We start from the raw sequence: 22,768 nt of genomic DNA on the forward strand, positions 1-22,768 counted from the left end.
GTTTAAACCGGTATTAGTACCTGGGTCGAATCAGGCATGCATTTATGCAGAATAAAATGTCAGCTACAATCCAAAATGTTTTATCGCGGCAACAATACCTTTCTCTATTGTGCCGATCATTGTGTCAATCTCTGCTTTCGTCATCACGATAGCAGGTGCGATCACCAGGGTTTCCGCATTATTTCGGAGAATCATTCCATTCTCCCAACAATAATCGCGTATGAATGTGCCGACCTTCAATTTAGGATCGAGGTCGGTGTTGTTTTCCCTATCCGCACCGAGCCGGAGCGCCCAGATCATACCCATTCCCTGAAGCCTTGAAACAACTTTGTATTTGAATAGCTTTTCCAATTCCTGTTTGATATACTTGCCGGAATCGGCAGCTCTTTGAATCAGATTTTCTTTCTCCATGATCTCGATGTTTGCCAGTGCAACTGCACACGAAACAGGATGACCACCGTAAGTACTGCCGCTTCTGAACTCAGTACCAGCTTCCTGCTTAAACACGCTCGCGATTTTTTTAGTAGTAACAGCAACACCTAAAGGAGCGTATCCCGCGGTCAACGCTTTACTAACAGTTATAACATCTGGCGTAACGTTCCAGTTCTCACAGGCAAACCATTTTCCTGTTTTACCAAAACCAGTTTGGATTTCGTCGAAAATCAAGAAGATATCGTACTTGTTGCACAGGTCGCGAACCTTCTGCAGATAGCCGTCGGGAGGAATGGGATAACCGCTGTTTGAGCCCGGCACCGGGTCCATAATCAATGCAGCGATGGTATCTGCACTTTCCCTGATGATTAATTCTTCCATCTCTTTTAAGATCGCATCTCCTCCATCTTTCTGATCAGCTTCTAATGCGCGGTTGGGTGCCGTGGAATATAATTGACCAGACACGGTGGGCTCCAGAAACTCCCACAGGGATGGAAATCCGGAATAAGATGCAGCAGCAATAGTAGTTCCGTGATAGGAGTTTTTCCGGGAAATCACTTTATACTTTTTACGCTTTCCGGTTTGCCAGAAATATTGCCTGGCGAGTTTTATTGCCGTTTCATTTGCTTCGGATCCGCTGTTTACAAAAAAACTTACTTCCAGATCGCCCGGCATTATTTCACTTAGCTTTTTTGCAAGTTGTATTAATGGAACACTAAACGAATCATGATAATTCGGGAAGAAAGCCAACTTATCCATCTGCTCAACAACGGCGTTTTTTATTTCCGGCCTGTTGTGCCCAATGATGCTTGTTATAAGCGACGAAAATGTATCGAGGTATTTACGTCCGTTGATGTCATACACATAACATCCCTCACCCGCCGCAAATACTTTAGGCTCTTTTCTTAAGTCATCATTGTCGGCCCAATGGGTGATAACATTTTCTAAACCAATTTTAATTAACTCCTCTTTCTCCCGATCGGTATATTTTGTCAAATTCATATTAACCTAAATAAAAATGATACAATTGATTATACAGAACACTCGTATTAAGACTCAAGGCTTTCAAATATCTTGAGACTCTCGCCTGCCCAAACGCTGAAGCATGCCGCATGGTCAACGTAAATAATCAGTTCATCCGGTTCGTCTTCATACCTGAACCCACCTTCTTTTGTTTGAGTGTCGGCAACAAAGCGACAGAATTGCAGCGCCGCTTCTTTGGCTCTTTCATCGCCGGTTAGTTTATAGTAATTGGCGGCGGCAAGCGCGCTTTTTCCACTGCCCCAGAAAGAAAAATTATCCTTAAAGCAACGCAGCTTGAACTCGAGGAAGCCTTTGGCATGATCCAAATAAGCATTATCCTTAGTTGCCTCATACATTTTACACATCAATAACATCGCGAAACCAACTTCCCAGTAACATTGCCGCGGCTGTGTGGTATCAATAAATTGTGCATCCGGATTTACAGACTCGGTAGCCAGTTTACCGTCTCTTGTCATCTGAAAATAAAACCTATCCTTTCTGGGTTGCTGTTTCAGCATGCTGATACAACAATTAGCAATTTTGGTAGCCAGTTCAAGATCTCCAAAATATAGAGCGCCTACGCCTGTCCATGCTGTTGAAAGTGCACGTACAAGCTCGTCTCCGTCAAAATGTGGCAAACCTCCACATTCTGTAACCTGCGAACGCAGATAAGACATTACCGGGTACGAGAGATCAAAACGTCCTAACAAATGTGCACCCTGAAAAAACCATGCATGCTTATAATTGTCACCTTTGTATTGTTCTAACTGACCATCTGCGCGTAATTTCTTTGCCTCTACAATCCAATTCAAAAGCTTCAATGCTTCCACATGATGTCCGCCAAGCTGCCACGACAGCGCCTGCTTGTGAAAAGCATCGATAGGATATCCATCCCAGATGTATCCGCCATCGGGCAGTTGAAAACTGATCTGGTACTCCACTGCTTTCGCGCATGCTTTTTTAAATTCTTCTTTACGCTCCTTCATAGTTTTTATTTTTTAATTTTTGTTTTGAATGTTGACGATAACTTTTAGTTTGATAGCCTGTTGTTATTTTAAAACCAGCACATAACCTTTTCCACCGGGCACTTTTAAATTATTCAGAGAGGTTAATGACTGATGGTTTTGGAAATCGGCTATTTCAGGTATAGTAATTTGAACTTTGGATGCATCTAATCCCAAACCTGCCCAATCGATTTGAAGTGATACATTACGATCTTTGTCGGACCAGTTTGCAATGGCAATGACTACTTCCTTCCCTCCTTTATACACAGTTGCCTTTATCAATTCATCCGTACTTTTCACAGGACAATCCTTCTCCCAATAACCTGTCATTATTTTTTTTGTAAACGAATGTTCATCCCAGAATTTCCACATACCTGAAGGCGAATGAACCCTAACCGGAATCCAATCAGATCTTTTAGTCATGCCATATACCATTCCACGCCAGGGGTTTCCTCCTCCGGCCAGCATCTGACCAGGCACACCGAAAGGAATTCCCGATATTTCTACCAAATAATGATCTGACTCACGATCGTAGTTTCGCCCTTCACCAATCCAGGTGAAATCGAGGTACGGAAGCAAATCCATGTAGAGATTCAGACAACTGGTCATGCCCCATTTCTTAGAGAAATGATTAAGACTATGCAGATCGAGTTTGGCATTAGAACGATAGCCATCAAGTATTTTCCTTGCCCGTCGAAGTGTGCCTCTGCTGAGCGTTGCTTCATCCAGGAAGAAACCATCCACGCCGAGGTTACGCACCATCCAGTCGAAATATCCGATATAAAAATTATCTAACCTTGTACCGGGAGGCGTTACTACAGATATATCATTAACGCCGGCAAATCTGCCTTCTTCCATTGTTTCACTGTTAGCCGCGATATACTTTCTACCCCTCAAATATTTCAACATCCATTTCCGGTGCTCGGGAAGTTCTGTGAACCGCGACATATATTCACCCTTTTTAAGTTGTTCAACCTTCGACAGATATTCTTCCGCTGGTCCTGCAGATACGATTTCGTTATTAAGGCTGTTGAATGCCCAGAACTCCGGCTGATGAACCGTCATGAATCGGGTGGTATAGTATAACCTTGTTTTTAACCCTTGCTTTTCAGCATTGGACACCAGGGATTTTATATCTCCGATATTCTCATCCATGCATGGATAGTTGATGAAAGGAAGAATATCCACGTCATGATGTATGGTGAGTATATTGGCGCCCACTTTCTTTGCCAGCCCAATTTTCAATTCTGCATTTGTGCTGTTGTACCCAGGATCGGGCAACTCCGGACAATTAGGCAAATCATGGAAAAAACGGTCATTGTATTTTATGTCACGGTCTATTACTTTCAACGGAGTAATCAATAGTTCGAAGTCGTAGTTCAGCTCTTGTCCCTTCGCCATTGAACGGCTGCCCGAAAAAGCATTCACCAATACATCGCCATCGGGACCTTCGTTTACATGAACGCCTCCCTTATTGCCGTTGCCCCATGATGGAGGAAGATTTAGTTTGCCAAACTCATAGAATACATCGCAAATGGCACCTACGTGGTTTTCTGCTTTGAGTTTTATTCGCATACCACCGTTTACGCCACCTACCCAGAGGATGTCCTGATTTTTAGAAACATCCCATTGCCATTTCCAATCAGGTTTTCGCAATCCTCCTTCGTGCCCCAGTCCCATCATATATGCAGACTTGTCTGCTGTTACAGGCACTTCCAAACGGATATCTTTTATTTGTAACGGAACTTTGGCTTTCACCTTAATCCGGTAGTCAACAAAACCATCATATTCCATTTGCGCACTGCATTCCAAATCGAGTTCCTGCGAAGTGCTCGACACACTCCACTGCGCGCGTGAGTCGCTGCGCTTGCTGAGTAACAGCTTGCCCGGCTTCAAATAAATCTTTTCGCCATTCTGTTTCTCAACTACAAAACGGAAAGATTTATTAACGATCGGTTCGCCCTGCTTCACCAGTGACTGGTTCGACGGACTGAAATAGCTTTCAATTAATTCCGGGAATCCATCTTTACCTACTTTCAAGCTGCGGCCCAGGATACGAACGGAATTTCCCTGCACTTCAACGGGTGTATAACCTTTTGTTATTTCTTCATTAACACCTAATGTGTAATTATTCAGCCAGTTTAAACGTGAGAGACGTTTGCCTTCATCATATCCATGATTCGGAATAACTTCTCCGTCAACTTTCAACACCACTGGTATTGTTTGACGGGAACCTTTTGAAACTACTGATAGCTTACCACTGTACAAACCTTTCTCTACTCCCTGCAGATCCACTCCCAACCAAAGCGATTGTACTTCTCCTTGCGGAACGTTCACCACCTTCGTAAATGGCTTGCCGTTGAAATCAATACCTCCGGTATTGAAGGATGTCATCTTCGACTGCGCAATTGACTTTTTTTCTTTGGAAACAAGTGAGGAAAATTCCACTTTAACGTCTGATGCATTGCGAATTGCCCAAACACCCACCTGAAAAACGAAGTACTCGCCAGGGTTAGCCTGTAAAGTATAGGCTTTATTAGCAATAATATCACTCACTCCTTTTTCAGGAATGGAATCAATCCAAATCAGCGGACGTTCACGCACTTCCGGAAATGCAACAAATGAACGACTGGATATTTTTCCGTCAAACTTCTGCAATGCAGTTGAGGTCGACAAATATCCTTGTTGAGAAAAAACAAAAGCGGGAAGAAAAAAGAATATGGAAATGGAAAGAACTTTCAGTAGTAGCATAATTTTTTTACGTTTTGAAATGATCGAATGTATCCTTATCATGAAATAGCTATGGTTTCAAAATGATTATATATCCTTTGCCTCCGGGAACAAAAAACTGGTCGAGGTTGATCGATGATCTCGCCCATTGGAAATCTCCGATCTCCGGAATCTCAATCTTCACTTTTGATTTATCCAGGCCTAAGCGTTCCCAGTCTATTTTGAGCGCTATCTCGCGGTTCTGCTCGGACCAGTTACCGATAGCCAGAATCACTTCACCTCCACCGGTGTACACTGATGTTTTAATTAATGAATCTGCGCATTGTACAGGGTTATTTTTTTCCCAATAACCGATCATTGTCTTTTTTGAAAACGAATGTTCATCCCAGAACTTCCACATGCCTGTTGGAGGATTTAATTCGATCGGTCTCCATCCTTCGCGCTTGGTAATACCATACACCATACCCCGCCAGGGATTTCCTCCTTCCCATAACATTTGGCCTGGCACTCCAAAAGGAATACCTGAAAGTTCTACTAACCAGCGATCTGGTGAACTGTCGTAACTCTGCCCTTCACCAATCCATGTGAAGTCGAAATATGGCAGCAACTCCATATAAAAATTCACACTGTTAGCAAATCCTCTACCCTTGTTGTAATGATTATAAGAATGCAGGTCTAACCTGCCGTTGGTGCGATAGCTGTCCAATATTTTTCTTGCACGTCTTAGTGTGATGCGGTTCAGGCTCGTTTCATCATAGAAAAATCCATCTACTCCTAGATTGCGAACCATCCAGTCGAAGTAGCCGATATAAAAATTATCTAACCGTGTGCCCGGAGGTGTAACAACAGACAAATCTGATACACCCGTAAATCTTCCCTCCTCCATACTTTCGTAATTACCGGAGAGAAATTGCCGTCCTTTCATATTTTTCAGGAACCAGTTTCTCGGATCATGCGGCTTTATTTTTGACAAGAGTTTTTCTCCTGGGCCGGGAAGAATTATTTCGTTGTTGAGGCTGTTGAATGCCCAGAATTCTGGTTGATGCACGGTAAGGTATCGTGTAGTGTAATAAAGACGTACTCCTAAATTTTCCCTGTTAGCTTTTGCTACGAAGTTTTTCAGATCCGTAGTATTCTCATCCATGCTGGGATAATTAATAAACGGATAGATGTCTACATCGTGATGCACAATCAGGTAATTGGCGTTCGATTTCTTTGCGAGCCCGATCTTAACATCGGCAGTTGTACTGTTGTACCCTGGGTCAAGCAGTTCCGGGCAATTGGGTAAATCCTGAAAATACCTGTCATTGAATTTTATATCTCTGTCGATAACCTTAAAAGGAGTGAGCAATAATTCAAAGTCGTAGTTCAACACCTGTCCCTTTTCCATTGAACGACTTCCCGAAAAAGCATTCACCAGCACATCGCCTTCTGGTGCATCATTTACCACAACACCGCCTTTATTTTCATTACCCCACGATGGAGGAAGGGTTAGTTTTCTGAAACCATAGTATGAATCGCAATGAGGTAGGATATAGTTTTCTGCTTTGAGTTTTATCCGCATACCACCATTTACTGCTCCTAACCAGAGGATGTCCTGATTTTTGTTTACATCCCATTGCCACTTCCAGTCAGGCTTGCGAAATCCTCCATCATGACCCAACCCCATCATATACTTCGACTTCTCTGCTGTTACGGGCACTTCCAAACGAATGTCTTTTATCTGCAATGGAACCTTGGCTTTTACTTTGAGCCGGTAGTCAACAAATCCATCATACTCCATTTGCGCTTTGCACTCTACATCCAGTTCTGGTGAAGTACTTAATACACTCCACTCTGCACGCGATGCACTACGCCTGTTGATTGTTAATTTGCCCGGCTTTAGGTATATCTTCTCTCCACTCTCTTTCTCTACTACAAAACGGAATGATTTATTTACAATCGGCTCACCATGCTGAACCAGTGATTGATTCGATGGACCGAAATAAGTTTCGATTGTCTCCGGCAATCCATCCTTACCCACTCTTAAACTGCGGCCAAGTATGTTCACCGTATTCCCCTTCACTTCAACAGGAGTATATCCTTTGGTTACTTCTTCACTTACACCCAGTGTGTAATTGTTCAACCAGTTTAAACGTGAGAGACGTTTGCCTTCATCATATCCATGATTAGGAATTGCATCTCCCTCAACTTTCAACACAACAGGTATTACCTGCCGGGTACCCTTTGAGTTTACCGTTACCTTTCCAGTATATTCTCCTCTGTCTATTCCCTGCAGATTTACTCCTATCCACAGTGATTGCACCTTGCCCTCGGCAACATCTATACCTTTTGTAAATGCCCGACCCGTATAATCGGTGCCCGCTGTATTGAAACACGTCATCTGTGAAGGAGCTATCGATTTGCGACCCTTTGACGCAAATGAAGAAAACTCAACTTTGATATCCGGAGCAGTGTTATGAAGAGCCCAGACACCTACCTGGAAAACAAAATATTCTCCCGGGTTCGCCACCAACGTGTAAGGAATTCCGGAAAGTGCGTTATCAATGGCTTTTTCAGGTACGCCGTCAATCGGTATCAACGGCCGTTCACGAACTTCAGGGAAAGCCATAAATGAACGATTCGACAACCTGTCGCCATACTTCTGCAATGCGGACGAAGTTGTTAAAAACCCTTCCTGCGATAAAACAATCCCAGGAACGAAAAGCAGTAAATAAAATAATTTTATGTGCATAGTCTTATCCGTTAGTAATGTCTATTTGTGATATAAATAAATTGCCTGCTGCTAACTTTTAATCACTATCAAATAACCCTTTCCACCCGGCATCTTCAATTCATTTAATGATGTTAGTGATTGAGCCGGTTGAAGATCTTTTATCTCCGGTATCGTAATTTTCACTTTTGATTTATCCAGACCGAGACGCTGCCAATCTACCTGCAACCTAACCTGGCGGTCTTTGTCGGACCAGTTTCCAATAGCCACTACCACTTCGTTTTCTCCTATATAAGTTGTTGCCTTAACCAGGTCATCCATTGTTTCAACTGGACTATTCTTTTCCCAATAGCCGATCATGGTTTTTTTTGAGAATGAATGTTCATCCCAGAATTTCCACATCCCTGCTGGTGAATGTTTTTCGATTGGCCGCCACCCCTCACGTTTTGTGATGCCGTATACCATACCCCGCCAAGGATTACCTCCATCCCATAGCATTTGGCCCGGCAGCCCGAAAGGAATACCCGAGAATTCAATCAGCCAATAATCCGGCAAACGGCTGTAGTCATGTTTCTCGCCTATCCACACATAGTTTAAATAAGGGAGAAGGCCCATGTAAAAATTTAGACAGCTATTCAGTCCCCAACCTTTACTATAATGATGATGGCTATGCAGGTCGAGGCGACCACCGGGACGATGCCGATCAAGTATTTTTCTTGCTCTTTGCATCGTAACGCGGTTCAGGTTTGTTTCATCGTAGAAGAAACCGTCAACGTTAAAGTTGCGAACCATCCAATCGAAACCACCGATATAAAAATTGTCTAAACGCGATGCAGGATTAGTAATAACAGAAACATCAGACAATCCTTTAAACTTTCCCTCTTCCATTGTTTCATAATTGGCGGGCTCATACTTTCGGCCGCGCATGTTATGAAGAAGCCATGTTCTTGGATCTTCTTTGCTAATATTTTTCAGGTGTGTGTTTCCTGATCCTGGAGATAAAATCTCGTTGTCAAGACTATTAAAAGCCCAGAACTCCGGCTGGTGTACTGTTAGTAATCTTATCGAGTAGTATAACCCTACACGGAGTTTGTTCCGATGCGCATTACTTACGAATGTTTTGATATCTCCTGCTGTTTCATCCAGCATCGGATAGTTGATGAATGGATAGATATCTACATCGTGATGTAAGTTGAGAATGTTGGATGCCGATTTTTTAGCCAGCTCTATTTTGAAATCTGCCCTAGTACTGTTATAGCCGGGATCGGGTAGTTCGGGACAATTAGGTAAATCCTGGAAATACCGGTCGTTAAATTTTATTTCCCTATCTATTATCTTAAAAGGGGTAAGCAATAATTCGAAATCGTAGTTCAGTTCTTGTCCCTTCGCCATTGAACGACTACCGGAAAAAGCATTCACCAGCACATCGCCTTCTGGCGTATCGATTACAATAACCCCACCTTTATTTTCATTGCCCCACGATGGAGGAAGATTCAGCCTGCCAAATTCATAAAACCCGTCACATTGAGGAGCTTTATAGTTTTCAGCTTTCAACTTTATTCGCATTCCGCCATTTACTGCTCCAATCCAAAGAATATCCTGCTGATTATTTTCAACGTCCCATTGCCATTTCCAATTGGGTTTACGTAATCCACCTTCATGCCCCAGGCCCATCATATATGTTGCCTTCTCTTTTGTAACGGGCACTTCTAAACGAATATCTTTTACCCGGAAAGGCAGTTTTGCTTTCACCGTGATCCGGTATTCCACTAATCCGTCAAATTCCATTTGCGCTTTGCACACCACATCCATTTCTGATGAAGTGCTTAACACACTCCATTCTGCACGTGATGCGCTGTGCTTAGTAAGTGATAATTTTCCCGGTTCTAGGTAAATCTTCTCTCCATTGTCTTTCTCTACTACAAAACGGAATGATTTGTTTACAACAGGCTCGCCGTATTCAACGAGTAATTGATTTGATTGACCGAAATAACTTTCGATCGTTTCGGGCAAACCATACCTGCCCACTTTCAAACTACGTCCAAGGATCCGCACCGTATTACCTTCCACTTCAACAGGCGTGTATCCTTTGGTTACTTCATCATTTACACCCAGGGTGTAATTGTTTAACCAGTATAAACGGGAAAGGCGCTTGCCCTCATCATATCCATGATTAGGGACCACCTGTCCCTCAACTTCCAACACAACAGGTATTTTTTGACGGCCTTTATTTGAGATTACCGAAATACTGCCACTGTACGAACCTTTCTCTACTCCCTGAAGATCTATTCCCAACCAAAGTGGCTGTACCTGACCTTCGGCAACATCTACAACTTTTGTAAATGTTCTGCCCAGATAATCTGTACCCCCCGTATTGAAACAGGTCATCCTGGATGATGAAATCTGCTGACGATTGGTAGAGGCAAATAATGAAAACTCAACTTTTATGTTGGATGCATTATTGCGAAGCGCCCAGATGCCTAACTGAAACACAAAAAATTCACCAGGGTTGGCTTTTAGTGTGTAGGCATTACCTGATACAACGCCATGAAAACCTTTTTCCGGAATGGAATCGATCCATAATAACGGGCGCTCGCGAACTTCAGGAAAAGCCAGAAACGATCGATCAGACAATTTCCCCCCATACTTCTGCAATGCAAGAGATGTTGACAAATATCCCTCCTGCGAAAAAGCAAAAACGGATACAAAAAGTAATATGGAAATTATACTGAATCGCATGATTCAATCAATACAGTCTGTGTAAATTTTGAATAGGAATATGATAATGCTGATCAGGAAACGAGCACTTCGTCGCCCACTTCTGCTATAAATTTCTTGATGTAGTTAACACTCTCGAATCCGAAATCGAAGAGCGTGTTTCCAAGAAATATCATATTGTGAATGCGTCCTTCTTTGAGCCATTTGAGTCCAAGTTCACACTGGTGTTTCATCAGATCCAGTGGTATTACTTTTCCGGCAGGATAGTCCCAGACATAAATTCCCAGTGCTATTTTCGTTTTATCTTTTGCGATGGCTTCCAGTTTCGCCAGATTTTTTTCGATGTCAACAATTTCTTCTGAGCGCCAGGTCCACAACGAAACAACATCAAACTTGTCAATAAAGGTTGGCAAAGCAGGATTTACATCGTACCCGTGTGGCGTGCCGGGGTTAAGTGCGTCGGTATATAAGGTTACCCACAATTCCATGTTCTTGTTCACCGCAGTCATTCTAGACTTTACTTCAGTTAATTGTTCGGGACTTAATGCCAGCCTACCGGTTTTAACTCCGTAACTATTCACTGCATTATGATCAATTATAAAGTCGTCGAGAAAAACTGAGGAAATATTAGGATACTTCTTTGCCAGGTCGAGCACGTAATTCAATTCATCCATATTTCCTGCGCCGCCGCTTCCTATCACCGACCATCCTACACGATTCAGTGGTTCGAAAGAAATAGCATATTGCTCATAGCTGTTTTTTGTATGCCCTTCTTCGGTGTTGGGATAGGCCGGTAAATTCTGATCCCTGATAAATTGGATATTTGAAATACCCAGCCAGTATGCGCTTTCTGCGGGCGACATGCGCGAACCGCCGCGGATATTGTATTTCTCTATTCGATGATCATCTGTACCCTCGGCGTTAGTGAAAATCCAAAACCGGTCGCGAACTTTTTCACCTGCCGGAGCCGGAGCCGCAGCAGATTGTCCCTGGGAGCATGATGAAATCATCGCCGAACCGGCTGTCAAAGCACCTGTAGAGAGTAAACCAGCGGATTTTAGGAAATTTCTTCTACTGGCAGCTAGTTGATTCTTCATTTTTGCATTTTTAGTGATTATAAATTGTGTTCTCTTTTTAGAATTGGCAAAACTTCTCCTAACACTGTTCCGTAGATAGAAACAGTGACGCGCGAAATCAGCGATAATCTTTCATCAAAAATGTGAACGGCAGTTTACCAGCCAGGATTTTGCGTTAGCTTGGAGTTCATAGCTAAATCTTCTAATGGAATAGGAAGCAGGTACAACTTATCTGCCCAGTTACGCGTTTTCCCCGGATACAAAACCTGTAGTTGGCCGCTATTAGGTTCACGAGCTCCCAAAATTGTCTTCCCCTCCTCAAGTATTTTACCTGCTTTCCATCTTACCAGATCATCCCATCTCCTTCCTTCAGCACAGGTTTCAATACGTCTTTCACGTCTGATTTCATTAATCAATGGGGAAACAGGCACTTCCCAATTGGGCCAGTTAGGATCAACAAAATTTATAGTAGCATTCATATGAGGCATATTGACCCTGTCTCGCAACTTATTGATTGAAACATCTAGCACATCCTGGGTACATTCACCTAACTCGGCTTTTGCTTCAGCATAGTCAAGCAAAAGTTTTCCATAACGAAAAGTAAACAGGTCTATTTCACAACGTTCCTTTTCACCATCCTTTTCAAAAGGTGAAAATCCTTTTAATATAAAATAACTCGTAGGTGATAAAGTATTTACAAATTCCGGTAACGGCTTCATATACGTTGTGCCATCATTGAAAATACGAAACGGGCGATCTGAATTGTATACAGATTGTTTCATACGCGGATCGCGATCAACAAATTCAGCATCAAAACTATTATCTCCCTGATACAACGAACTTACGCCGATAGGAAGCCCATCCTTACAAAGAAAAGACTCAACAAAATCTTTAGTATATCCCGTGTATGGCTCAGCCAGATCACGGGTCAAATTATGTGTCCGGATATCAATAAGAAATCTTTGAATCATTATCCCTTCTATATTTCCCTTCAGCTCATGTTTTACGAACAAATTGAAAAAATCTTCATTGGGACTACCCGTACTATACACTTCAAACAAACCCGAATTGATAATTGCTTCGCTGGCCGCTACTGATGCCCTTAACAATGATTCATAGTCTCCCGTCAAACCGTGGTATTTCATAAATGTTCCTTCATACAAACACATTTCTGCTTTTAGTGCATATGCAGCATATTTGGATAAACGGTCATCAGGAGACTGTTCAGGTAAATGAAGAATAGCGAAATCCAAATCCTCCATTATATGTTGAACTACTTCTAACCTGGGGCTCCGTGCATTAAACAACTCTTCAGAATTGGTTTGAAGATCTTTATCTAACCAGGGTACGTCACCAAACGATTTTATTTTATTGAAATAATAAAATGATTTGAAAAATCTAATTTCACCTTCGTACATCAACGCCTCATTTGTTTTCTCCATTGTTTCAATTCGTGCTAGTGCAAAGTTGCAGCTACGGATCTTTGACCAATCTGCTTTTCCCCATCCTCCATCTGAAGATGGAACAGTTGTTTCGCTCCAGACATACGAATCGCGTGTAGTCGGCGCCATGTCATCTGTTTTGTAATCCTTCATAAAACTCCGAGGACCATACAGGTCTTCATAAAATTGATTGGCATACATCTTAATTTCAGAAGGAGCCTTCCAATAGGTAGCATCACTAATTGCGTCTAATGGATAACGTTCCATAAAGTCGCGATTACATCCGCAAAAAAACAGCGACGATAATATGATTATATATAATAGCTTATTCATCTTATTACAGTTTATTCTTTAAAAATCGGCCTTTAGTCCTAATGTAAGGGACTTGCTTAATGGATATCTGTTAGGAGCATCCAACTCAGGATCCACAGTCTCAACCATCTTTGTAAATGTCAAAAGGTTAGTGCCTGTTAAATAGAAGCGTACATTTCGAAGACTTGCCTTCCCGGTCAGTTGCTGTGGAAGGGAATATGAAAGAGAAAGTTGTTTGAGTCGCAGATAAGCTCCGTTTTGCAAAAAGCGGGTTTGAGTGGCAGAAATATCCCCCCTATCTCCGGTAAACAAAGGTCTGGGAAAATATGCATCACGATTCTCCGGCGTCCAGTAGTCAACACCAATCTTTGGATACAGTACCCATTCATCCATATACTGGCTAAGAAAAAATGATTGGATAGAAGGATCGATTCGAACCTGACGCTTGGCTACGCCCTGAAAGAAAACTACTAAATCAAATCCTTTCCAGGCAATATTCGAGCGAACGCCATATGAATATCGTGGTGTGCTATTGCCAATTACACGTTGATCACCGGGATTAGATAAGGTATTGTCGCCTCTCGTAATTTCTTTATCTCCATCTTTATCAACAAACCATAAATCACCGGCTATACGAGGTCTGCCACTTATTTTTGTTTGATCTAATGCCAGCGCTTCCTCATTTGTCTGAAACAATCCGCCTGTTTCAAAACCCCATATCTCTCCCATCTTCTGCCCGGCATAATAACTTGAAAGCAGTCCTGAAGGGTTGCTGAATCTTGTGATTTCAGCACTGTAATCCGACAAAATGATTGAAGCACCATAGCTTACCTGTCCTACCTTTTCGGTCCAACCCAAACTCAAATCAAAGCCTTTAGTTTTCATGTCTGCGGCATTTGAATTTGGTTCCCTGACACCTAATATAGATGGCAGCCTCTCAGAGAGAGTCAACATATTTTTGGTTGTGCGGGTATAATAATCGAAGGAGCCATTCAGTTTGTTTTTAAACATGGCAAAGTCAACTCCAAGATTCATTTGAGTAACTGTTTCCCAGGTTAATGTGGCACTCACCAGGCCCGGTGCATAAACTGCCATAGGTCTTTCTCCTCCAAATGTATAGTTGACCTGCGAAGCACTGTAGTTGCTGATATAGGGATAATTTCCTGGCACAGCCTGATTTCCAAGGCTACCATATGATGCCCGAAGTTTAAATAAATTAACAACCGGTTTCAGTTTGGAAAAGAAAGCTTCATTATCTACACGCCAACCGATAGACACAGACGGGAATAGTGCAAACCTGTCTTTCTTTGGAAATTTGGAACTTCCATCATAACGGAAATTCATTTCAAAAATATACCTGTTATCGAAAATGTAATTCCATCTACTATAAGCTCCCCTTAGTGCAGTTTCAGAAGCCGCATCTGCAGTAAAATTCTGGCCACTTGCAAGACTTATATAAGGTATACCATCCAGAATCAGGTCTCTACGTTGAGCAGAAAACCAATTATTTTCTGCGTATTCCTGGTTGAAGCCAGCCATCACTTTAACATAATGAAGTTCACCAAATGTATTTTCGTAATCAGCATAGGCATTTAGTACATTATAAGCTGACTGATAGGATCTCTTTTTTATTGAATTGGGAACGGAACCATAATAATAACCATCCACATTTCCTTCTCTGTCATGAAAAGGTAAATTCCTCATATATTCCAAACCAATTTCATTTCTTTTGTTTACAGAATAATCAAGGTTAAAAGAGGTGTGTTTTAATGGTGTTAGTCTAACATTTCCTGATAACCAGGTGTCCTGTATTTTGTTCGAGTTATATCCACCCTCTGCCTGTTGCTGCACTGGATTGGAAACGCCATCAAGATTGGGCCATCCTCCTCCGGGCAGACGCGTCGGAAATGTGGGCCAAAGTGCATAATGAAACATCAGGTATGTTTCATCTCTGCGATACCCTAAATCAAAAGGTGGAAAAAGCTTGTTTGAATTAGCAACAGATACTTTCGTGCCTATCTTAATCCAATCGAGTACTTTGTAATTTAAGTCCACCAGTGCATTGGTACGCTTATATTTTTCATCAAAATGCCTTGCTATACCCTGCTGATTCATATGGCTCAAAGAGGTATAATAGTCAAATTTATCAGAGCCCCCTGAAACACTAACGTTGTATTGTCCTGTGGAATAGCTCTTCCGCTGCATCGCCCGCATCCAGTCTGTATTGTCAGCCATATCCCATATATTTATTCCATTCACACTCCCACGATTAGGGTTCTTAATAATAGTTGGGGCAGAAGGATCATTATAGTGAGCTATAATAGCTGCCTGATGATAGTCGTCATAATAGTTCTGACCATTCTCGTATTGATTTCCAATGTTCATGTAGATCAGACGTTCCATAGCGTCCATCGTTTCCAGGAAAACAGTCGGCGTATTAATGGTATAGTTTGCATCCACGGAGATTACAGGCTTGTCTCCCTTCTTCCCATTTTTGGTAGTAATAAGGATTACCCCATATGCGCCTCGAGCTCCATAAATAGCTGCAGATGAAGCGTCTTTTAATACAGAAACGCTCTCCACATCATTTGGATTTACCAGATTCACATCCATAGGTACACCATTGACCAGCACTAAAGGACTCCCGCCATTTATTGAAGTGTTTCCGCGAATGTTAATAGAAGATGCTATACCTGGACTTCCGGTATTGTTACTGATGTTAAGGTTAGGTACTATCCCCTGTAGAGCCCCCGCAATTGTGACATTTGCCCGATCTTGAAGAACTTTCGAATCGACAGACGAAATTGCACCAGTAATGTTTTTCTTCTTTTGAGCACCGTACCCAACAAAAACAATGTCCTCCATCACTACATTTTGTGCAGTTAATGTAACATTTATAACAGTCTGAGCGTTTACTTTGACTTTTAAAGCATTAAAACCAATTGCACTAAAGACAATCGTCGCATCAACATCAGGAACGTCCAAATGGTACTTTCCGAGACTATCTGTAGTTGTTCCGTCATTCGTACCATCTATCATCACACTGACACCCTGTATTGGCTTATTGTTTTCATCAGAAACGCGTCCGCTAACGGCTACTTTTAATATTTCGGTCTGAATAGAAGAAATTTTGAATTGATCTCCCCCTGGAAACGCATTTTTTTGATATAGGAAGATTGTTTTGTCACGGATTAAATAACTTAATGGCTGATCTTTGAGTACTTCTTCCAAAAAAGATTGTAACGGCATGTCCCTCGCATCAATAGTGACAGGTCTGGACTGTTCTAATAATTCAGTCTTACTGAATAAAACATATCCAGTTTGCTCTTTGACGACCGAAAATATTTTTTTAAGGGAAAGATTTTTGCCAGATAAAGTAATCTGCTGGGCACTGCTTTTCCCGTACACGCTGAGAAAAGATACAAACAGGAAGAAACAAAGCAGCCTCATAGCACGCAGAGTTTGAATTGGTAGCCGCAATTCCCACCGCTGAAATATGGTAGCTCCGTTAATAGAGAGATACCTTATAAAAGAATGCGATCTACAATTTGCATTTTTTTGCATAAATTGCGAAAGGTTTAGGTTGTTAAAAATGGATTTCCGTCCTTTTGATCAGCCCAAACATTACCGCTCCGGGTCCCACGCCGGGGCGGTTTGCATTAAGGGCTAACTCGTTTATTTTATTATTTATTATAATAACATTCCTACAAGTTTATATTTTCGATTACATTACATTTAATTTTATTTATCAATTAGCCTGGTGTGTCGACAATTTTAGCGGGTATGTTGAGTGTCATTTGCTCTGGGCATTTAAAAGATTCAAGGTTTTATTATCAGCCTTCTCCCATCCAATTGAAAGTGAATATCCAAAACTTCTAATGCCTCCAATAGTTGATTCAACGTCACTCCTTTTGAAATACCTCCGGTAAATCTTATATTATCTTTGACACCATTTTCAAATTCTACTTCAATATCATACCAGCGTTCCAGTTGGCGCATTATTTCTGTGATACTCAGTCCTTCGAAATCGAACAACCCATTTTTCCATGCCATTACCTGGTCTATATCCACATCAACATATATATCAATACGATCTTTTACCCGTGCCTGCTGCCCTGGTTTCAACAATGCATGACTAATATTTCCGGTTACCTTTACACTGCCTTCAATTAATGTGGTATTGATACTTCTTTCATTACTGTAAGAATTAATATTAAAGTGCGTACCCATCACTTCTACCGATGTCATATCGTTGATTTTAACATGAAAAGGAAGTCCTTTCTTTTCTGCCACTTCAAAATAAGCTTCACCTGTAATTTCCACCCTACGTTCCTTCCCCCTAAATGAGGTTGGGTAGCGAATTGAACTCAACGAATTCAACCAAACCTCAGAACCATCAGGTAACGTGAGATGATACTGCCTCCCCTTGGGAGTTTGCACTGCATTATATACGACCTCAGAGCCTGTCCCCTCATATACAAGTGCCCCATTCTTTACTTTTGCAGTTACACCGGACTGCAGCGCTACTGTGCCGCTATGAATGGTGTCCAGCAATACTTTGGACCCATCAGCCAAGGTTAAAATAGCGCCTTCATGCCCGGGCTTAATTTCTTGTGCGTTAGCCTTCACAAGGGTTTGAGCCTTATTGCCTTTATTGCCTGTCCAGAAATAAGCACCAGCAGCAAGTAATAGTAATACCGTTACTGAAGCAACTGCCCAATAACGACGGAAAAAAGAAATGCTATGTACAGGAGTTTCGGGCTTATTACTTAACACTTTTTTGTCTACGCCAACAATTTTTTCGAAAATATTTTTCCATATCGAATCATCAGGTTGTTCAAACGACAGGTGTTGCTCCTCATAATACCTGGTAGCATAAATGATGAATTCAGCGGATTGATCGCCACTTAATAATGCCATGAGGCGATCACAGTCCTCATCCGTTGCTGAGGAATGTTTCACTCTTTCGAGTAATTGCTTTACTTCTTCTTGTTTCAAATTCAATGTTTGTAATCTCTTAAAAAACGGTGAATAATAAAACACGTTGTAGTCGCTCTTTCTTCAAACCGCTTTATATAGACGACCGGCTAACAATGAAAATATACTCATACCATTCAAAAAAATTATTGCAATGCAAGCATCAGCAAAACCATTGGAATAACAATGCCCTGTTTTTCAAGATGCTCGCGTATGGTTTTGCCTGATCGTGTGAGTGAATTGCGAACACTTTGTACGGAAATGCCAAGCTCGTCAGATATTTCCTGAGGTTTGAATCCGGATATCCGGTTCATATGATATATCTGGCGGGATTGGGGCGGAAGGGCTTGAATAGCAGTCTCTACCATCCGGCGCACTTCAGCCATATCCAACACATGCTCCATAGATACAGAACTCTTTTCCAATTCAAACACCGAAGCAGCCTTTTCCCGCACAATAAGCTTCTGTAAATATTTAAACGACTGGTTGTAAACAATCCTGAAAATATAATTTTTAGGCTGCTCAATATCTGCCAGTTTTACCCTGTTGAGCCATAGTCTGAGAAATACATCTTGTACAATGTCTTTTACAACACTCTCTGATTTTACGATCTGAAGAATGACGGGTTGAACGCGCGGAACATATGCATTAAACAGCATTTCAAAAGCATTCTCATCTCCCTCAGAGATCAGGGTGAATAATTCATTGTCTGTATATGAGTGCTGGCTGTACAAATAAAAGGGTTAAAATCTTATTGTAAACATAAGAGATTTTCGAATAATAAACGGCATACCAAGACTCCATATAAAGGAAAACCTAAATATGACTCCCTTTAAGCAAGCTTATTGCTTATGGCGGATTGGATGCAGGTGCTCACATCGAATCGCTTTTGAGCTTCAGTTCCATTATAGCATATAAATTAAGTTTGATTTCATCTGCAGGTCAATATATTTATTAAACTTTGGGGCAAGGCGGATGGTTTTCAAATGCCGCAACAATCGCCAATGCTTCTACGCAGGGCGTAACTTTTCGAAACTTAACACAATTTACAAAGGTAATTTATAACCAGGTTTCGCATCAACCTCATAACGCCTTAGGGGATAAGATAAGAAATAGGAGGAACTTTTGATTTTATACAATCCGAATCCCTTAACGCTCTAATCATCTCCCCTATAAAATTCCTTACATTTATTCCACAAAGGATAAAGCATAATCGCATGAAAAAGCCCACAGTTAACTGGCCCGCTGCCATGAAACCGCTCATCAAAAAATACAAGACTGCAAAGCATCCGCTGGAAGCTAAAAATTTGTATGAAATGCTGGTGATGGTGGTACTATCTGCACAAACTACAGACGTGTTGATCAACCAACTGGCACCAGCTCTGTTCAAAGCGGTTCCCACAATGGCCGCGCTTGCAAAAGTCCAACCTGAAGATCTGTACCCGTATATCTCCAAAGTCCGGAGTTTTGGAAACAAAGCAAAATGGCTGGCCCAGATTGCGCACTTACTGAAAAAAGATAGTGCCATTCCGCTAACTATGGATGAATTGGTCAACCTGCCTGGTATCGGTAGAAAGTCTGCCAATGTCATCAAACGTTTTGCCAAAGCAAAAGCAGAAGGAATTGTGGTGGATGTGCATGTGATACGGGTAGCACCGCGGCTTGGTATTGTAGGGGAGGACAAACCCGATAAGATGGAAAAAGAGATGATGGCTATCCTCCCTGAATCTGAATGGGACGCCGGCATGTGCATGTCATTTTTGGGTCGAGAGATTTGTCGTCCGGAACCGCTTTGCGAAGTTTGTCTTATGAAAAAGGTTTGTGCCTATTATCAAAATCTCATTGCCAGCTAATGCAGTATGAAATTATCGATTTGGAAGTGCATAAACACATGCTCAACGAGGAGTATAGGAAAAGTATGAAAGGCGAGACATTCGTCAGCTCGAATTATATTCATGTAACTCCTTTAATCAGCCCTTTGCCGAAGCATATTGGCGGCTATAAAATTTATCTTTACTGGAATGGCGCGGTTGATGATCAGTTCACCAGTGCAAGAGTATTGGAAATGGACGCCATCCAGGTAGTTTTTATCCTTCCCGAAGGAGAAAATGACCGCGCAGTATTGCGGGAATTGGTTACATTGTCGCAACAGGCCTTCGCAGACGAAGTGTCAAAGTATTGCGCAGGAACTCCGCTCAAAGATTTCAGATTTGAGGATATTGATTATTCGGTGATTGCTGATGAAATTATGGCTCATTTAGCGAAGCATTAACCTGTCCCTATTCGTTTTAATTAAATTTGAATATGGATTCCTTATTTCCAGACCGGCCATTTCAGATTACCCATGGCAATACAGTGTTGAATATTCGGCCTGTTGACATGCAGGACCGGCTGGCTTTTCACGTAAGTTTCAGCAGCGAACGCAAACCACTCCTTGTCGTTCGGGCAAAAGATTTTAATGCAAGCCGTTTCTGGACTTCGATGCCGGAAGGCAGGCAGAAAGAAGCCGAAGGTGTGGGGAGGCTGATCGAGGAATATATGAACTCCCACCAACAAAAAGGCAATTAAGAATATACCAACTCCGGCACTTCCTCATAAATTACTTCCTCATGCGGGTTATCGCGCTTCAAAAAATCTTTATGCAAAGGTGTTGCTTTCATTTCTGCAGATGCTACCTGGTAGTTTGCAATATCTAATATTTCCTGATCGCTGAGGTCTTTATACAACCATGCTTGTGCCAAATCACCTGGTAATACGGTAGGCATACGTTCCTTACTGTTATGTATCTGCTTCATCAGCGTATTTGCGGTGGTGGTAATGAGAGCAAATGTATCGGTGGTAATCCCTGTATCCAAATTTGTATTGGGTTGCCAAATGCCTGCCATATAGAATTCAGGCTGATTTACCATCACAACGTGATAAGGATACTTCTCAGGGATTTTCAAAAGCTTACCGCTCTTCCCTACAACCTGCACGTGACGCCATTCGTAAAACCCAGCAGAGAGCACCAGGCAGCGCCTATGCAAAGTTGCATCCTTATACATTTTCTCCAACAACTGTTCACTGGTGGCATTCAGGGTGGTATAAGTTAGTATTAATCAGGAAACAAAGCAGGAAATAAAAAAGGATCAAAAGCAATCTGTAGGAACGGCTGAAGATGATTCGGAGGAAATGAAGCCTCAAAAAAAAAGTCGTAAAAAGGGGCAAAAGGTAGCGTGAAAACTCTGCTAGAAAAGTTGGTTTTATGGATGGATTGAGCACATTGAATGCTTTCTTGACGAGGGCACTGGATGATCCGCGGTTATCGCCGGTTCATATCAGTTTATATGCAGGATTGCTAAAGTGTTGGCAGGACCAGCACTTTAGTGAACCCTTTTATATATTTAGCAGGCAGGTGATGCCTATCTGTAAAATATCAGGACCTGCAACATTTCACCGAAGCATTAAGGAACTGCGGGAGTACGGGTACATTGAATACTTGGCGTCTTACAATCAATTCTTGGGGAGTATGGTGAGGATAATTCCTTTAATTGTCAAACAAATGACCTATTTGAACAAATAGATTTCAATCGAAACGAATTAATCCAGACTGTATAAAGGTTTGGTCGGGATTAAAAATTTCGCAAATCGTGAAACTGAAACGTTATGGCACTTGAAATAGTAACGAAGGAGGATTTGGAGGATTTTCGTGTAAGACTATTAAATGATCTTAAAAATATAATTCCTAAAGCTGAAAAAAAAGAATCAAAGAGATGGTTACGAAGTCACGAAGTTAGAGCGATGCTTGGTATTTCATCTGGCACGCTTCAGAACCTATGCATCAACGATGTGTTACATCCTAATAAAATTCGTGGCATTAACTTCTTCAAATATGAGGAGATCGAAGTTGTACTGAACAAATCTTAATCCTAAAATTTAATTGGCTTAAATGCAAAACGCCTCCGGATTGGAGGCGTTTTTGTGGAGGATATCGGGGTCGAACCGACGACCTCTAGCGTGCCACGCTAGCGCTCTAGCCAACTGAGCTAATCCCCCATTATTTTTCTCACCATATCAAATCATATCAAACACGTTCAAAGCTTAGTTTTAAAAATGTTTTTAAAAAATATTTTTGACATTTTTTTTATTTTCCAAAGAGCTGATTTTCAAAATTTTACATTAGTAAAAATTGACAAAACGACTTGCATGCCATGCAAACGCTCTAGCCAGCTGAGCTAAACCCCCATATTTTTATAAGAACTTTAATCGGACTGCTCCAACCAGCAACCTTCCCGATTTCCATCGGGACGCTCTAGCCAGCTGAGCTAAACCCCCATATTTTTATAAGAACTTTAATCGGAC

15 protein-coding genes and 1 tRNA gene are annotated in these 22,768 nt (G+C 41.7%); 4 read left to right on the top strand and 12 right to left on the bottom strand.

Annotation, left to right across the window (positions count from 1 at the left end):
* Positions 1–63: 63 nt before the first annotated feature.
* The 10 genes from PLE34_RS08560 to PLE34_RS08605 all read right to left on the bottom strand — a co-directional run bounded on the left by PLE34_RS08560 (position 64) and on the right by PLE34_RS08605 (position 19,161).
* On the bottom strand, positions 64–1,434 hold the full coding sequence (locus PLE34_RS08560; protein WP_324555889.1) for an aminotransferase family protein: 1,371 nt from the start codon (positions 1,432–1,434) through the stop codon (positions 64–66).
* A 47-nt stretch (positions 1,435–1,481) separates the two neighbouring features.
* Positions 1,482–2,441 (bottom strand): glycoside hydrolase family 88 protein, encoded by a 960-nt coding sequence (locus PLE34_RS08565; protein ID WP_324555890.1) that lies wholly within the window; start codon positions 2,439–2,441, stop codon positions 1,482–1,484.
* 63 nt (positions 2,442–2,504) lie between these two features.
* Positions 2,505–5,210, bottom strand: a complete 2,706-nt coding sequence (locus PLE34_RS08570; protein ID WP_324555891.1) for a glycoside hydrolase domain-containing protein — start codon at positions 5,208–5,210, stop codon at positions 2,505–2,507.
* Positions 5,211–5,259: 49 nt separating this feature from the next.
* The gene (locus tag PLE34_RS08575) at positions 5,260–7,923 is read right to left on the bottom strand and encodes a glycoside hydrolase domain-containing protein (RefSeq protein ID WP_324555892.1); all 2,664 of its coding nucleotides are present in this window, start codon (positions 7,921–7,923) and stop codon (positions 5,260–5,262) included.
* A 51-nt stretch (positions 7,924–7,974) separates the two neighbouring features.
* Positions 7,975–10,641, bottom strand: a complete 2,667-nt coding sequence (locus PLE34_RS08580) for a glycoside hydrolase domain-containing protein (protein ID WP_324555893.1) — start codon at positions 10,639–10,641, stop codon at positions 7,975–7,977.
* Between the two features lie 53 nt (positions 10,642–10,694).
* On the bottom strand, positions 10,695–11,717 hold the full coding sequence (locus PLE34_RS08585) for a twin-arginine translocation signal domain-containing protein (RefSeq protein ID WP_324555894.1): 1,023 nt from the start codon (positions 11,715–11,717) through the stop codon (positions 10,695–10,697).
* Between the two features lie 134 nt (positions 11,718–11,851).
* The gene (locus PLE34_RS08590; protein WP_324555895.1) at positions 11,852–13,405 is read right to left on the bottom strand and encodes a RagB/SusD family nutrient uptake outer membrane protein; all 1,554 of its coding nucleotides are present in this window, start codon (positions 13,403–13,405) and stop codon (positions 11,852–11,854) included.
* A gap of 84 nt (positions 13,406–13,489) precedes the next feature.
* Positions 13,490–16,900, bottom strand: a complete 3,411-nt coding sequence (locus PLE34_RS08595) for a TonB-dependent receptor (protein WP_324555896.1) — start codon at positions 16,898–16,900, stop codon at positions 13,490–13,492.
* Between the two features lie 369 nt (positions 16,901–17,269).
* Entirely contained in the window at positions 17,270–18,448 is a 1,179-nt protein-coding gene (locus PLE34_RS08600) for a FecR family protein (protein ID WP_324555898.1), read from the bottom strand.
* 125 nt (positions 18,449–18,573) lie between these two features.
* Positions 18,574–19,161 (bottom strand): RNA polymerase sigma factor, encoded by a 588-nt coding sequence (locus tag PLE34_RS08605; RefSeq protein ID WP_324555900.1) that lies wholly within the window; start codon positions 19,159–19,161, stop codon positions 18,574–18,576.
* Between the two features lie 483 nt (positions 19,162–19,644).
* Between PLE34_RS08605 and PLE34_RS08610 the strand changes: the two genes are divergently transcribed.
* The 3 genes from PLE34_RS08610 to PLE34_RS08620 are packed head-to-tail and all read left to right on the top strand — an operon-like array spanning position 19,645 to position 20,995.
* A complete protein-coding gene (locus PLE34_RS08610) occupies positions 19,645–20,280 on the top strand; it encodes an endonuclease III domain-containing protein (protein ID WP_324555901.1) in 636 nt (211 codons plus the stop codon).
* Complete coding sequence (locus PLE34_RS08615) at positions 20,280–20,699, top strand: hypothetical protein (RefSeq protein WP_324555903.1); 420 nt, start codon at positions 20,280–20,282, stop codon at positions 20,697–20,699. The genes PLE34_RS08610 and PLE34_RS08615 overlap by 1 nt, the downstream gene beginning before the upstream one ends.
* A gap of 32 nt (positions 20,700–20,731) precedes the next feature.
* On the top strand, positions 20,732–20,995 hold the full coding sequence (locus tag PLE34_RS08620; RefSeq protein WP_324555905.1) for a hypothetical protein: 264 nt from the start codon (positions 20,732–20,734) through the stop codon (positions 20,993–20,995).
* Here the strand turns inward: PLE34_RS08620 and PLE34_RS08625 are convergent.
* Entirely contained in the window at positions 20,992–21,522 is a 531-nt protein-coding gene (locus PLE34_RS08625) for an SOS response-associated peptidase (protein WP_324555990.1), read from the bottom strand. The genes PLE34_RS08620 and PLE34_RS08625 overlap by 4 nt on opposite strands.
* 550 nt (positions 21,523–22,072) lie before the next feature.
* Between PLE34_RS08625 and PLE34_RS08630 the strand changes: the two genes are divergently transcribed.
* Positions 22,073–22,333 (top strand): DNA-binding protein, encoded by a 261-nt coding sequence (locus PLE34_RS08630; RefSeq protein WP_324555907.1) that lies wholly within the window; start codon positions 22,073–22,075, stop codon positions 22,331–22,333.
* A 55-nt stretch (positions 22,334–22,388) separates the two neighbouring features.
* Here PLE34_RS08630 and PLE34_RS08635 read toward each other — a convergent pair.
* A tRNA-Ala gene (locus PLE34_RS08635) sits at positions 22,389–22,462 on the bottom strand.
* Positions 22,463–22,768 lie beyond the last annotated feature (306 nt).

The sequence above is a fragment of the Agriterribacter sp. genome (assembly GCF_035445465.1).
In the GTDB taxonomy this organism is placed as follows: Bacteria; Bacteroidota; Bacteroidia; order Chitinophagales; family Chitinophagaceae; genus Agriterribacter.